Genomic DNA, 15,197 nt, shown 5'->3' on the forward strand with positions numbered 1-15,197 from the left:
TTACCGCACACCCGCCAAGCAACACCGCGAACGCTACCCGCCGCATCAGAAATTCACCCGCACGCCGGCCTGATAGCGGCGACCGAACGTCTCGCGCTCGATGGTATAGCGCGTGTCGCGGACATAGCGCCGGCCCGGCCCGCCCAGCAGGTTGCTGAAATTGCCGAACAGTTCGACATTGCGGTTGATCGCATAGCGCATCGACGCGTCGAGTTCGTTGTCCTTTGCCCAATAGAAATCGCCGCCGTCGACGCCGCGATTGACGCCGTTGATGACCTGGAAATCGCCCAGCTCGTCCAGCCAGCGTGACCGGTTCTGATACTGGGCCCGCGCCGAGAAGCCGTATTTCTCGTAATAGACGCCCAGATTGTAGACCGCATTCGACGCACCGGGCAGAGGCACGCGGCGGCCATCCGGCGTCTCCGCGCGGCTGCGGTTCAGCGTCGCGTTCAACTGCACGCCGAACCCGCCCATCCAGTCGGGCAGGCCAAGGTCGCCGACGAACGGGTCGAGCTGCTGCTGGATCGCGCCTTCGATGCCGACGATCGACCCGCTGCCACCATTGTCGATGGTCGAGAAGATATACTGCGACCGGTCGGCCCCACCGAAGTTCAGGATGTCGCTGCCAAACGTCCGGCTGGTGTCGAACAGCACGTCACGCAGCCGCTTGTAATAGGCACCGAACGACAGGAAACCGGCAGGCGCGACATAATATTCGACATAGGCGTCGACGCCCATCGCCTTTTCGGGCTTCGCATCGGGATTGCCGCCGGAAATCGTCAGGTTGGCGTCGTTGTAGCTCAGGTTCGGGCGCAGCTGGTCATAATCGGGCCGCGCCGCGCCGGTGTTGAACGACAACCGCGCCTTCATCTGCGGCGTCACGTCGTAATTGATGTGCAGGCTGGGATAGATCAACGTCATGTCGCGATCGACGCTCAGCGGAGTGAACGTCTTGCCGTCGGTGACGAACGCCGACGACTTGTTGCGGATATGCTCGATCCGCGCGCCGCCGATGATGTTGCCCCAGCCGGTCGTGACCGTCGCCATGCCGTACGCCGAATAGATGCGCTCGTTCACGTCGTACAGGTTGGCGCGCTGGTCGACATAGCTGCCGACCGTCTTCGCCCGGTCGACCAGATCGAGGATCTGATCCTTGCCGAAATACTGGAAGGTGTAGCCGAGCGGCAGCTTGCCCTGGAACCCGCCGGGGATCGCGATCTGGCCGTAACCGGTCGGGATGCCCGCCGCGCTGAACTGCGCCGTGCTGTTGAGTTCGAGCAGGCGTTCGTCGACCGATTTGGTGCGATCGTCGAAGCGCAGGCCGAAGGCGAACGTCGTCTTGTCGCCGAACAGGCCGTCGACGTCGTGCTGCAGGTCGATCCGCGCGGTATAGGCATCGGTCGTATCGGCAGCGAGCAGCGAGCGCAGACGGGCGAGCGAGCGCGGGAAATCCTCGATCGCGGTCACCCGGTCGCCGCGGGCGAGGGTGCCGTTGGCGTTGCGGATCGTGCGGTACAGTTCGATCTTCGCCAGCTGCGGATCGGTGAAGTCATAGCCGACGGTCAGGCGGTTGGCGGCGTTCGCGCCGTTGGTGCCGAACGACGGGCTGTCATAGTTCAGCTGCGCCGGCTGCGTCCGGTCGTCGATCGAGCGGGTATAGTTCGCCCGCCACGACACGCGCCACGTATCGAGGTCGTGGTCGCCGCCCAGCGTGTTGGTGAACACCGACTGCTTGTAAGCGCGCACCGTGAAGTTCGAATTCAGGTCGATGCCGTACACCGTCCCCTTGAACGGGGTATTGCCGGTGCAGATGTCGGCATAGCCGGTGGTGCCGGCCGCCGGGGTCGCATTCACGGTGCAGGCGGCGGTGCCGGTGGGCGTGCGCGACTGCTGATCGTCGAGGTCGACGATATAGTTGTTGCGCTGTTCATCGTCCTGGAACGCCGAATAGATGGTTTCGGCAAACAGGCGGTGGCCCGGCGCCGGCTTCCAGTCCAGCCGGGTCGACAGCGCGTAATTCTTACGGACCAGGCGATAGAGCTTGTTCTCGGTCTCGCGCGCCCAGATGCGGTCGGCGAAACCGGGGCGGCGGTCCTGATCGACGCTTTCCCAGTCGGTTTCGAAATTGTCGGTCACCATGCCGCGCCGGTACAGGCTGGCCGAGGACGCGATGGCGAATTCGCCGATGCCGGTGTCGAACCGGTCGGACACGACCAGCGACCCTTCGAACTCACGCCGGTCGCCCAGCTCGACGATGCCGTAGCCGGCCTTGCCCGCGACATGGAACCCGTTCTGGTCGAAACCCGAGCGGGTGATGATGTCGACGTTACCCGAAATCGTCTCCCCCACCATGTCGGGCGTCACCGCCTTGCGCACGATGATCTGCTTCGCAATCGCCGAGGGGATCGAATCGAAGCGCGCGGCGCGCCCTTCGGGGCTGACGACGTTCACGCCGTCGAACGACAGCGTGGTCCAGCGCTTGGGCGCGCCGCGCAAATTGACATAGCGGGCCTGGCCCTGGTCGCGTTCGACGCCGACACCGGGCAGGCGGCTGATCGCCTGCGCGACGTTCTGGTCGGGCAGGCGGCCCACCGCGTCGGAGGCGATGACCGACACCAGCGCCGGGCTGTTGCGCTGGATTTCCAGCGCGGCGGCCTCGGATTCGGCGATCGGGCGGCTGCCCTGCACGACGATCTCCTGCCCCTCGTCGTCGCCCGGCGCGGCGGCGACCGGCGTTTCCTCCGGCGGTGCGGCGAAGGCGGCGGTCGGCAGGATCGCGGCACCGCCGAGCAATGCGCGCACGAAGACGGCCCGCGTCGCGCGGGTGAAAATAGCAACCATGTCTGTTCCCCCTCGGAAGCGCCTGGCTTCCCGTGTGGCCAGCCCCCTGCCGGGCGGCGGTGGCAGGTTGGTTACGCCCACGTTACCGATCGATGACGCTACCCGTTGCGTCCATTGGGTGTGACCGTATGGCAACACCTTTGCAATCCATTGCAATTGTTATGGCAGACAACTTTGCAATCGTTTGCAGTAGCGGTAATGTGCGAGTCGTACACCGGTAACGGCCGGGCCATATCCCAAGGAGGGGACCATGAAGGCGTTCCATATTCTGCTCGCATCGACCGCACTTGCCCTGCCGCTGCCTGCCCTTGCGCAGAGCGCCGACGCACCCGCGACCGATACCGCCCAGCCTGCCGACGACACCGCCGCCGCCGATGCCGACATCATCGTCACCGGCGTCGCGCGCGGGCAGAACCGGCTCGACAGCTCGGTCTCGGTCAGCTCGCTCGACCAAGCGACGCTCCAGACCACCGCGCCGCGATCGGTCGCCGAACTGTTCCGCAACATCCCCGGCGTACGTTCGGAAAGCTCGGGCGGCGAAGGCAACGCCAACATCGCGGTGCGCGGCCTGCCGGTCGCATCGGGCGGGTCGAAGTTCCTGCAGCTGCAGGAAGACGGCCTCCCCATCCTCGAATATGGCGACATCACCTTCGGCAATGCCGACATCTTCCTGCGCGCCGACCTGAACGTCGCCCGTGTCGAGGCGATCCGTGGCGGCTCCGCCTCGACCTTCGCCTCGAACTCGCCCGGCGGCGTCATCAACCTGATCTCCGACACCAGCGAACGCGAAGGCGCGGTGGTGCAGGGGTCGACCGGCATCGACTATCGCGATTTCCGCACCGATTTCTCGTACGGCAAGAAGCTGTCGGATAGCTTGCGCGTCCATGTCGGCGGCTTCTACCGCTTCGGCACCGGCCCGCGTCAGGCGGGCTATGACGCCAATCGCGGCGGGCAGATCAAGCTGAACGTCACCAAGGAATTCGCCGGCGGCTATGTCCGCGTCTATGGCAAGTATCTCGACGATCGCGCCATCGCCTACCTGCCCAACCCGATCCGGGTCAGCGGCACCAACGACGATCCGAAGTTCAGCGAGATCGCCGGCTTCTCGATCAACCGCGACACGCTGCATTCGCCCAACATCACCCGCAACCTGACGCTGGACGGCGGCAACAACCCGGTCGTCAACGACATCCGCGACGGGCAGCATCCGGTGGTGAAGGCGGTCGGCTTCGAAACGAAGTTCGATCTGGCCGAGGGGTGGAGCGTCACCAACCGCTTCCGCTATTCGGACATTTCCGGGCGCTTCATCTCGAACTTCCCGGCCAATGTCGATTCGGCGGCGACCATCGCCACCGCGCTGGCCGGCGCAGGCTCGACGCTCAGCTACGCAACCGGCCCCAATGCCGGCCGCGTGATCGCCAACCCCGCCGCACTCAACGGCAACGGGTTGCTTGCCGAAATCGTGGTGTTCGACACGAAGCTCAACAGCCTCGACAACATCACCAACGATTTCCGCCTGACCCATGACATTGCGCTGGGCGGCGGGACTCTCGGCCTGACCGCCGGCTTCTACAAGTCGCGCCAGACGATCGACACCGACTGGCTGTGGACGTCCTTGCTGTCCGACGTGGTGGGTGGCGGCAATGCGGCGCTGGTCAATGTCCGCAACGCGGTCGGCACGTCGATCACGCAGAACGGCGTGTACGGCTATGCCGCCAGCTATTTCGGCGGATGCTGCCGCCGCAGCTACGACCTGAACTACGACACCAACGCGCCCTTCGCCTCGCTCAACTGGTCGGGCGGTGCGCTGACGCTCGACGGGTCGGTGCGCTATGACTTCGGGCAGGCCAAGGGCACGGTGTCGGGTGCCGATCTGGGCGGCGGGCGCGTCGGCACGGTCACCCGCGACATCAATGGCGACGGCGTGATTTCGGATGCCGAACGCCGCGTCGCGGTGATCCCGCTGAACAGCCCGGCGCCGGTCGATTACGACTTCAACTACTGGTCCTATTCGCTCGGCGCGAACTATCGCCTGAGCAGCGACCTTGCGGTGTTCGGCCGCTACAGCCGCGGCGGGCGCGCCAATGCCGACCGGCTGCTGTTCGGACCCGCCGTCAGCACCACCACCGGCGGCCTGCTCAACCGCGACGCGGCGGTCGATATCGTCCGCCAGGCAGAGGCCGGCATGAAGTATCGCGCGAACGGCGTCGCCTTCTACGCCACCGGTTTCTGGGCACGCACCGAGGAGCAGAATTTCGAGGCGACGACCCAGCGCTTCTTCGACCGCAACTACCGCGCCTATGGCGTCGAGCTGGAGGGCAATATCAAGCGCGGGCCGTTCAGCCTGACCGCCGGCGGCACGTGGACCGATGCGAAGATCGTCAGCGACGCGGTGAACCCAGCGACCGTCGGCAACCGCCCGCGTCGCCAGGCGGAATTCGTCTTCTCGGCCACGCCGCAGATCGAGGTCGACCAGTTCACGGTCGGCGCCAACGTCATCGGCACCACGTCGAGCTATGCGCAAGACAGCAACCAGCTGAAGCTGCCGGGCTATACCCAGGTCAACGCCTTCGTCCAGTTCCGCTCGGCGGAGCAGGTCCAGTTCTCGGTCAATGCGAACAACCTGTTCGACACGATCGGCCTGACCGAAGCGGAAGAAGGCGCGATCCCTGCGAACGGCATCATCCGGGCGCGTTCGATCAACGGCCGCACCATTTCGGCGACCGCCCGCTTCAGCTTCTGATCTCCCAGTACCTTACGCCGGTGCCACTCCCCGTGGCACCGGCGTTTTTTTGCCCGTCAGAACCGCGCACCCAGCTCCAGCCCGTAGAAGCGCGGCTCGCCCCGGATATAGGTCGGCACGCCAAAGCCGCCGCCGGTATTGCCCGCATCGATCAGATAGCGCTCGTCGGTCAGGTTGCGCGCAAAGCCGCCGATCGTGAACCGCTCGCCCAGCTCCACGCCCGCACGCAGGTTGACCAGCGTATAGCCCGGCGTCGAGATCGCCTCGCGGTTCGGCAGTTCGAAGAACACCTTCGACCGGTAGGTCAGGTTCGGCACGGCATAGAAGGTTGCCGATCCGACGGGCACCCGCAGGTTGGCACCCGCAGAGGCGGTCATGTCGGGTTGCAGGCGGAAGCGATTGCCCGCGAATACCCCATTGGTCGCATCGTCGCCGATCCCGCCGTCGAGATAGGCGAAGGTCCCGAACAGCGACAGGACCTGCCCGACGCGGAACGTGCCCTCCAGCTCGACGCCCAGATTGTCCGCCGACCCCGCCGAACGCGAGGTGGTGACGCCGTTTTCGGTCACCGACACCTGGAACCCGTCATAGCGCTGATAGAAGACCGACGCCGCGCCGGTGAACGGACCCACCCGCCCCTTGATGCCGCCTTCGTAATTCCACACCAGTTCCTCGGGCACGACCTGCAGGTTCGGGATCACGCCGGCGGTGGCGCTGCTGCCGGTACGCGCCGCGGCCAGCTGCACGACCGGCGAACGGCGGCCTTTGCTGACCGTCGCGTACAGGTTGACCGCATCCGACAGGCGCAGCAGCGCGTTGAAGCGCGGCAGGACGGCGGCAAAGCTGCGCTGCGCCTCGAACTTCGCGCCGTTCGTATTGGCGGTGCCGAGCAGGCTGGTGAACACCCCCGCCCCGGCGAGCAGCCGCGAGAAGGGCTGGATGGAGCTATAGCCCGACTGGCGATCCTCGATCAGCACGCGGGCACCGGCGGTCAGTTCGAGCGCGGGGACCGGAATCCAGGTCGCATCGGCGAACATCGAATAGGTGTCGTTGTTGCCGAAATTGGTGAACTCCGCCGCATAGGGCAGCTCGGTCAGGGCGCCCCGCGACAGCACCGCCGTCGCCCGCGCGCCCGGCACCGTGCCGTTGGCCGCGACGCAGTTCGGCCCCGTGGGAATGCCAGCCTGGTTCAGCGCCGCGCGGATCGGCGCGAAACCGGCGCTCACCGAACAGGCGAGATAGGTCCCTTCCTCGCTCGAGAACGGCACGCGCTGGAAACCGTTCTCGAAGAAGGCGTTCCACCCGAACGATGCCCGCGCCTTGTCCCCGGTGAAGTTGAAGCGGCCTTCATGGCTCCACTGGTCGCCCTTCGCATCCTCGGCGAATTCCAGATACCATGCCGGGCCGCCATCGGCGTCGAACGTCTCCAGGCTGTTGAACCGGCGATAACCGTTGACCGTGGTGAAGGTGACGCCGCGCCCCAGATCGACCGAGACGGTCAGGTTGGCATCATACACATCGCGGTCGAGGCCCAGCTTGCGCTTGCCCAGCACCTCGCGGCTGTAGGGCGAACCCGACAATTCGGCAGTTCCGTAATCGCCGGTCTGCCCGCCGGTGGGGGCAAAGGCGCGGCTCTTGAACGCGGTGCCCGGATTGCGCTGGCCGTCATAGGTCAGCACCAGGTCGGCGGTGACCGCGTTGGTCGGCGTCCAGCGCAGCGATCCGCGAATCCCGCGCTGGTCCTGCCCGTTCAGGTCGTCCTGATCGACGCGGCCCTGATTCTGGTTCGGTACGTCGGCATCGCCCGCGATGTTGCGGACATAGCCGTCGCGATATTTGTAGGCGAAGGTGAGGCGCGCGGCGAGCGTGTCGCCCCCGGCATTGACCATGCCCGACACCTGCGTCCGGTTGAAATTGCCGTAGGAGCCGGCGAGGTCGGCGGCGAAGCCGGGGTTGGGCTTGGCCGACAGGATCGACACCGCACCGACCGCGGCGGCGGTGCCGAACAGCGTCGCCTGCGGCCCCTTCACCGCCTCGATCCGCTCAAGGTCGAACAGGTCCTGATACGCCCCGCGCGAGCGGCTGATATCGACGCCGTTGTAATAGAAGGTGACGCGCGCGCCCTGTTGCGCCGATCCCGAATCCGACGTGATGCCGCGAATGACGAAGCCGGGATTGTTCGCGCTCTGCTCCTGCACGACCAGGCCCGGAATATATTGGGCGACATCGGCCAGCGTCGAGACGCCGAGGTCGGCCATCTTCTGTCCCGTCACCGCCGTCACGGTGACCGGCACGTCCTCGATCCGCTGTTCGACCTTTTGCGCGGTGACGACGATTTCGTCCGCATCGTCGCCCTGCGGCTGGACATTGGCCTGGGCGAAGGCGGTGGTCGAGCATGTGATCGCGAGCATGGCGATGGTCGAGCGCAGACAGGTTTTCATGCAATATCCCCCTATTGACGGCGCGGCCTCTAGGGGGCGGGAATGACAGGTCGATGACGTCACGGACCTGTCGCATGCCGGGCATAGGACGCCGCGCATATCGTTTCGACAAAGGCCGTGCCCCATGACCCTGAACCGCCGCGACGCCCTCCGCCTGATGGGCAGCAGCGCCGCCCTGACCCTGCCGACGATCGCCGAGGCAGCACCCGCCACCCGGTTCCTGCACGGCGTGGCCAGCGGCGATCCGGCGGCCGACGGCGCGATCCTGTGGACCCGCGCGACGCCGGCTTCGGACGACCGCGGCGACATCGCGCTCGACTGGCATGTCGCGGGAAGCGAGGGCGGCGCGGCGCTGGCCACCGGCCGCACCACCGCGCGGGGCGCGCGCGACTTTACGGCGAAGGTCGAGGCGACCGGCCTGAAGCCCGGCACCGAATACTGGTACTGGTTCACCGCGCCCGACGGCACCGCCTCGCCCAAGGGCCGCTTCCGCACCCTGCCGCGTGGGCGCACGACAGACGTCGCGCTGGCGGTCGTCTCCTGCCAGCTCTATCCCGGCGGCTATTGGCACGCATACACCGCGATCGCCGCCGAACCGCGCGTCGATGCGGTGCTGCATCTGGGCGACTATATCTATGAATATGGCGCGGAGGGGTATGGCGCGGAGATCGGCCGCAAGCTGAACCGCCTGCCCGAACCCGCCCACGAAATCCTGACCCTCGCTGATTATCGCACCCGCCATGCGCAGGTGAAGCGCGACGCGGCGATCCAGGCGGCGCACGCCCGCGCCGCGTTCATCTGCGTCTGGGACGACCATGAAACCGCCAATGACAGCTGGGTTGGCGGCGCGGAGAATCACGACGCCGCGACCGAGGGCGACTGGGCCACGCGCAAGGCGGCGGCGATGCAGGCCTATTTCGAATGGATGCCGATCCGCGATCCCAAACCCGGCCAGCCCTGGGCCGCGATCAACCGTAGCTTCGATTTCGGCGACCTCGCCACGCTGGTGATGGTCGAAACCCGCCTGCTCGCGCGATCGGAACAGGCCGCGCCCAAGGGTGCCGGGATCGAGCCGGAGGATTACGCCGCGATGATGGCGATCCGCGCGCAGCCCGACCGGGAGCTGCTGGGACGCGGGCAGCAGGATTGGGTCGAGCGCGAACTCGCCCGGTCGGTCAAGGCAAAGCGCCCGTGGCAGGTGCTGGGCAATCAGGTGGTGATGGCGCGGGTGCCCGGCCCCGATCTTGTCAGGAACATGGGCGCGCAGGGCTTTGCCGACCTGCTCAACCGCCTGCCCGCCGCCTATGCCCCGCGCATCGCCGCCGGGCAGCGGTCGTACCGCGCCGGGTTGCCGTTCAATTTCGACAGCTGGGACGGCTATCCCCCGGCCCGCGAGCGGCTCTACGCCGCGTTTCGCCGGGCGAAGTCGCGGCCGATCGTGCTGTCGGGCGACAGCCATGCCGGCTGGGCCAACGACCTGCACGACGATAGCGGCCGGCTGGTCGCCAACGAATTCGGCGCGACCGCGATCTCCAGCCCGTCCTATGGCTCGCTGCTGCCCGGCCTCGGCAAGGTGATCGAAAAGGACGCCCCCGAAGTCCGCTACTGTGACCAGGACTGCAAGGGCTACCTGCTGCTCACCCTGACGCCGAGCCATGCCGATGCGCAGTTCCGCACCGTGTCGAGCGTGACGACGCCGGACTTCACGACCGAAACGACCGCGCGCTGGCGGGTCGCGGCGGGCAAGCCCGCGCCGATGACGGCGGTGTAAGGCCGACCAAGCAACGACCGTACCCCGTGCAGGCGGGGGTCCAGGGCCGCAGACGCCGTCGTTCGCGGCTCTGGATCCCCGCCTCCGCGGGGATACGGCAGACGGTCTGCGTTGCGCCCGCCCCCCGCCGCCCTACATTGGCCGTAGTGCGCGACCTCCCCGCCCCCTTGACCGACTGGTTCGCCGCACGCGGCTGGTCGCCGCGCCGCCATCAGCGCGACATGCTCGACGTCGCCCGCGCCGGCAACCACGCGCTGCTGGTCGCCGCCACCGGCGCCGGCAAGACGCTGGCCGGGTTCCTGCCGACGCTGACCGACCTGATCGAGCATCCGACCGACGGCCTCCACACCCTCTATATCTCGCCGCTGAAGGCATTGGCGGTCGACGTGCAGCGCAACCTGCTGACCCCGATCGCCGAGATGGACCTTCCCATCCGCGTGGAGACCCGCACCGGCGACACCCCGTCCGACCGCAAGGCGCGCCAGCGCAGCAAACCGCCGCACATCCTGCTGACGACGCCCGAATCACTCAGCCTGCTGCTGTCCTATCCCGATGCCGACCGGCTGTTCGCGACGCTCCGCACGATCATCATCGATGAGGTCCATGCCTTTGCCACCGACAAGCGCGGCGACCTGTTGTCGCTGTGCCTGACGCGCCTGCAACGCTTCGCGCCGACCCTGCGCCGCGTCGCGCTGTCGGCGACGGTCGCCGATCCGGACGGCTATCGCGCATGGCTCGCGCCGTACGGTGATATCGATGCGGTGACATTGGTGCAGGGGGAGCCGGGTGCCGACCCCGATATCCGCATCCTGTTGCCGCAGGACCGCATCCCGTGGTCGGGCCATTCGGGCCGCTATGCCGCCGCGCAGGTGATGCGCGAGATCGCACGCAACCGCACCACCATCGTCTTTTGCAACACCCGCAGCCTCGCCGAGCTGATCTTTCAGGACCTGTGGCTGGCCAACGACGCGCAGCTGCCGATCGGCATCCACCACGGCAGCCTCGACCGCGAGGCACGGCGCAAGGTCGAGGCGGCGATGGCCGATGGCAAGTTGCGCGCGCTGGTCGCCACCGCCAGCCTCGATCTGGGCGTCGACTGGGGCGATGTCGATTGCGTGATCCAGATGGGCGCACCCAAGGGGTCGTCGCGCCTGCTCCAGCGCATCGGCCGCGCCAATCACCGGCTGGACGAGGTGTCGAAGGCGCTGCTGGTGCCGGGCAACCGCTTCGAATTTCTGGAGGCACAGGCGGCACTCGACGCGGTGGAGGCGGGCGAACTCGACCGCGAGGTGTTCCGCCCCGGCGCGCTCGACGTGCTGGCGCAGCATCTGATGGGCTGTGCCTGCGCCGAACCCTTTGCTGCTGCCGAGATGCTGGCGGAGGTGCAGGCTGCCCTGCCCTATTCCGCACTGGACGCCGACACGTTCGACCGCGTGCTGCACTATATCGCCGAGGGCGGCTACGCGCTGAAGGCCTATGACCGGTTCAAGCGGCTGCGGTTGGGCAGCGACGGGTTGTGGACCGTCACCAAGCCCGCGTTCATCGCGCAGCATCGCCTGAACGCCGGGATCATCGTCGACGCGCCGACGCTCGACGTCCGGTTCAAGAACGGCCGCCGGCTGGGCACGGTCGAGGAATATTTCGCCTCCACCCTGTCGCCGGGCGATACGTTTTTCTTCTCCGGCATGAGCCTGGAGGTCGAAAAGATCGAGCTGACCGATCTGGTCGTGCGCGCCAGCAGCAAGCCCGCGCGCATTCCCAAATATGGCGGCGCGCGGATGGCGCTGTCGACCAATCTCGCCGACCGGGTGCGCGGTTTCCTCGCCGATCCGTCCGAATGGTCACGCTTTCCCGACGATGTGCGCGAATGGCTGGAAATCCAGTCGCGGCGATCGGTCCTGCCCCGCCCAGGCGAGCTGCTGGTCGAAACCTTTCCGCACGAGGGGCGCCATTACATGGTCGCTTACAGCTTCGAAGGGTGGAACGCGCACCAATCGCTCGGCATGTTGATAACCCGGCGGATGGAGGCATTGGAGCTGAAACCCATCGGCTTCGTGTCGAACGACTATGCGCTGTCCTGCTACGGCCTCGAACCGATTACCGACCCCGCCGCGCTGTTTTCGCCCGACATTTTGGAGCATGAATTCGTCGACTGGGTACAAGGGTCGGCACTGCTCAAACGCGCGTTCCGCGAGGTCGCGGTGATCGGCGGGCTGGTCGAGCGCCAGCATCCCGGCAAGCGCAAGACAGGCAAGCAGGTCACCTTCTCCACCGACCTGATCTACGACGTGCTGCGCAAATACGAACCCGGCCACCTGCTGTTGCAGGCGGCGTGGGAGGATGCGCGGGCGCGGATGACCGATGTCGGACGGCTGGCAAAGCTGCTGGAGACGGCGCAGGCGCGCATCCGGCATGTGACGCTCGATCGGGTCAGTCCGCTTGCCGTTCCGGTGCTGGTGCTGATCGGCCGCGAACGAGTGACGCAGGGGTCGGCCGATGATGCGCTGTTGATCGAGGCGGAAGCGCTGGCAGCGGAGGCGATGGCGCTGGATTGAGGGGCTGCCTCGCCCGCCCCGTTTGCTTCGAGCGCAGGTTCGAGCCTGTCGAGAACCGAAGTAGAGAAGGGGGTGCCCCGAACACAGGGTTCTCGACGGACGCTTCTCGACAAGCTCGAAGCTGCTCGAACCGAACGGGATCGGGGAAGATGTACGGCGTGGGGTCGGACGACTCCCGTCCACCAAAGACCGTATCCCCGCGCAGGCGGGGATCCAGAGCCAGAGGCGTTACGCTCCGTAACCCTGGATCCCCGCCTGCGCGGGGATACGGCACGCCTCAAACGTCCAGGTTCGCCACGTTCAGCGCATTTTCCTGAATGAAGTCGCGCCGCGGTTCGACCACATCGCCCATCAGCCGCGTAAAGATTTCGTCCGCCACGTCCGCCTGGTCGATCGCGACGCGCAGCATCGACCGGTTCGACGGGTCGAGCGTGGTTTCCCACAGCTGTTCGGCGTTCATCTCGCCCAGCCCCTTGTAGCGCTGGATCGACAGGCCCTTGCGCCCCGCCGCCAGGATCGCGTCGAGCAGCTGGCTGGGTCGTGCGACCAGCGTCTCGCCCTTGGCGGCAACCGCCGGGGCTTCGTCCTCGGGCTCGGCCAGCGGATCGGCGGCGCTGCGTGCGCTCACCAGCTTCGATACACCGGTATAGCTCGCCGCTTCCTCACCCGCCAGGCTGTGCAGCTTGCGCCCCTCGGCCGACAACAGGAACGCCGGTTCGATGGTGTGGGTATCGGTCACCCCGCGCCAGCGGCGCTGGAACTGCAACCCGCCATCCTCGGTCACGCGCGCGGTCCACTGCGCCTCGGTATCGGTGCGGCCGATGCGCGACACCGCATCGTCCAGCCGCGTCTGGCGATCGGCATCGTTGATCTGCGGGTCGAGCACGCCGGCCAGCGCCAGCACCTCGACGATGCCCATGTCGTAGCGACGCGGGACATAGCGCATCAGCGTGCGCATCCGCCGCGCATGGCCCAGCAGCGCCTTCAGATCATCGCCGCTGCGTGCACCGCCTGCGCTCTCCAGCACATAGGCGTTGACCCCGGCCTCGACCAGATATTCGTCGAGCGCGTTGTCGTCCTTCAGGTACACCTCCGACCGGCCCTTCGTCGCCTTATACAGCGGCGGCTGGGCGATATAGAGGTGCCCGGCCTCGATGATCTCGGGCATCTGGCGATAGAAGAACGTCAGCAGCAGCGTGCGGATATGCGCGCCGTCGACGTCGGCGTCGGTCATGATGACGATCTTGTGGTAGCGCAGCTTGTCGAGGTTGAAATCGTCGCGGATACCGGTGCCGAGCGCGGTGATGATCGTCCCGATTTCACGGCTGGCGAGCATCCGGTCGAACCGCGCGCGCTCGACGTTCAGGATCTTGCCGCGCAAGGGCAGGATCGCCTGGAAATGGCGGTCGCGGCCCTGCTTGGCCGAACCACCGGCCGAGTCACCCTCGACGAAGAACAGCTCGGACTTGGCGGGATCGCGCTCCTGGCAATCGGCCAGCTTGCCCGGCAGCGACGCGATGTCCATCGCGCCCTTGCGACGGGTCAGCTCGCGCGCTTTCTTCGCGGCTTCGCGCGCGGCGGCGGCGTCGATCACCTTCTGGATGATCGCCTTTGCATTGGCCGGATTTTCCTGCAGATACTCGGCCAGCTTGTCGGCCATCAGCGCTTCCAGTGGCTGACGAACCTCCGACGACACCAATTTGTCCTTGGTCTGCGACGAGAATTTCGGATCGGGCAGCTTGACCGAAACGATCGCGGTCAGCCCCTCGCGCATGTCGTCGCCAGTGAGGCTGACCTTTTCCTTCTTCAACATGCCCGACTTGTCGGCATAGTTGTTGAGGGTACGGGTCAGCGCCGCGCGGAACGCCGCCATGTGCGTACCGCCGTCGCGCTGCGGGATGTTGTTGGTGAACGCCAGGACGTTCTCGTAATAGCTGTCGTTCCATTCCAGCGCGACGTCGATGCCCACGTCATCGCGAAAGCCGTGGATCGCGATCGGATCGGGCATCAGCGGCGTCTTGGTGCGATCCAGATATTTCACGAACGCGGCGATCCCGCCTTCGTAGAACAGCTCCACCTCGCGCGGCTCCTCATGCCGAGCATCGACCAGCACCAGCCGGACGCCCGAATTCAGGAACGCCAGCTCGCGGAAGCGGTGTTCCAGCTTGTCGAAATCGAACTCGATGATCTTGAACGTTTCCGGCGACGGCAAGAACGTGACGCGGGTACCGCGCTTGTCCGACGGCCCCACGACCTTCAGCGGCGCTTCGGCATCGCCCCGGCGGAAGCGCATGGTGTGCTCTTGGCCCTCGCGCCAGATCGTCAGGTCGAGAAAGTCGCTGAGCGCATTCACCACCGACACGCCCACGCCGTGCAGGCCGCCCGACACCTTGTACGCATTGTCGTCGTTGGTATTTTCGAACTTACCGCCCGCGTGCAGCTGGGTCATGATGACCTCGGCCGCCGACACGCCCTCTTCGCTGTGGATGCCGGTCGGAATCCCGCGCCCGTTATCCTCGACCGAGACCGATCCATCGGCGTTCAGCGTGATGAGGATGCGGTCGCAATGCCCGGCCAGCGCCTCGTCGATCGCATTGTCGCTCACCTCGAACACCATGTGGTGGAGGCCCGAGCCGTCGTCGGTATCGCCGATATACATGCCGGGACGCTTGCGCACCGCGTCCAGGCCCTTCAGCACCTTGATCGAGTCTGCGCCGTAGTCGTTCTGATTGGGGTTCGTTGCCATAGCGAGTATATAGGGTTTTGCGCGGGGGAACTAAAGCAAAACCCGCAGGGGCGGCGGGTCGTTTCGATCCGCCACCATAGCCTGCATCGTCACGCCGGAC

At 66.4% G+C, this 15,197-nt stretch carries 6 protein-coding genes; 3 read left to right on the forward strand and 3 right to left on the reverse strand.

The window, feature by feature from the left end; genetic code table 11:
• Positions 1 to 45: 45 nt before the first annotated feature.
• Positions 46 to 2,841, reverse strand: coding sequence for a TonB-dependent receptor (locus ASE58_RS11510; protein ID WP_055821400.1), 2,796 nt, complete (start codon positions 2,839 to 2,841; stop codon positions 46 to 48).
• Positions 2,842 to 3,091: 250 nt separating this feature from the next.
• Between ASE58_RS11510 and ASE58_RS11515 the strand changes: the two genes are divergently transcribed.
• Entirely contained in the window at positions 3,092 to 5,584 is a 2,493-nt protein-coding gene (locus ASE58_RS11515; protein ID WP_055821403.1) for a TonB-dependent receptor domain-containing protein, read from the forward strand.
• A gap of 56 nt (positions 5,585 to 5,640) precedes the next feature.
• Here the strand turns inward: ASE58_RS11515 and ASE58_RS11520 are convergent, their stop codons facing one another.
• Positions 5,641 to 8,025 carry a TonB-dependent receptor gene (locus tag ASE58_RS11520; protein WP_055821406.1) on the reverse strand — a complete coding sequence of 795 codons (2,385 nt, stop codon included), beginning with the start codon at positions 8,023 to 8,025 and terminating at the stop codon, positions 5,641 to 5,643.
• Between the two features lie 124 nt (positions 8,026 to 8,149).
• Here ASE58_RS11520 and ASE58_RS11525 point away from each other — a divergent pair, with 124 nt between their 5' ends.
• Positions 8,150 to 9,796 carry an alkaline phosphatase D family protein gene (locus ASE58_RS11525; RefSeq protein WP_055821410.1) on the forward strand — a complete coding sequence of 549 codons (1,647 nt, stop codon included), beginning with the start codon at positions 8,150 to 8,152 and terminating at the stop codon, positions 9,794 to 9,796.
• A gap of 146 nt (positions 9,797 to 9,942) precedes the next feature.
• Positions 9,943 to 12,351, forward strand: a complete 2,409-nt coding sequence (locus ASE58_RS11530; protein WP_082467988.1) for a ligase-associated DNA damage response DEXH box helicase — start codon at positions 9,943 to 9,945, stop codon at positions 12,349 to 12,351.
• Between the two features lie 277 nt (positions 12,352 to 12,628).
• Here ASE58_RS11530 and gyrB read toward each other — a convergent pair whose 3' ends face one another.
• On the reverse strand, positions 12,629 to 15,097 hold the full coding sequence (gene gyrB, locus ASE58_RS11535; protein ID WP_055821413.1) for a DNA topoisomerase (ATP-hydrolyzing) subunit B: 2,469 nt from the start codon (positions 15,095 to 15,097) through the stop codon (positions 12,629 to 12,631).
• Between the last annotated feature and the right edge of the window lie 100 nt (positions 15,098 to 15,197).

It is taken from the genome of Sphingomonas sp. Leaf9, from assembly GCF_001421355.1.
Taxonomy (GTDB): domain Bacteria; phylum Pseudomonadota; class Alphaproteobacteria; order Sphingomonadales; family Sphingomonadaceae; genus Sphingomonas.

Excerpts from the sequence above, each read along its gene's own strand:
- ASE58_RS11510 (WP_055821400.1), bottom strand. The coding sequence starts at position 2,841 with ATGGTTGCTATTTTCACCCGCGCGACGCGGGCCGTCTTCGTGCGCGCA.
- ASE58_RS11515 (WP_055821403.1), top strand. The coding sequence starts at position 3,092 with ATGAAGGCGTTCCATATTCTGCTCGCATCGACCGCACTTGCCCTGCCG.
- ASE58_RS11520 (WP_055821406.1), bottom strand. The coding sequence starts at position 8,025 with ATGAAAACCTGTCTGCGCTCGACCATCGCCATGCTCGCGATCACATGC.
- ASE58_RS11525 (WP_055821410.1), top strand. The coding sequence starts at position 8,150 with ATGACCCTGAACCGCCGCGACGCCCTCCGCCTGATGGGCAGCAGCGCC.
- gyrB (WP_055821413.1), bottom strand. The coding sequence starts at position 15,097 with ATGGCAACGAACCCCAATCAGAACGACTACGGCGCAGACTCGATCAAG.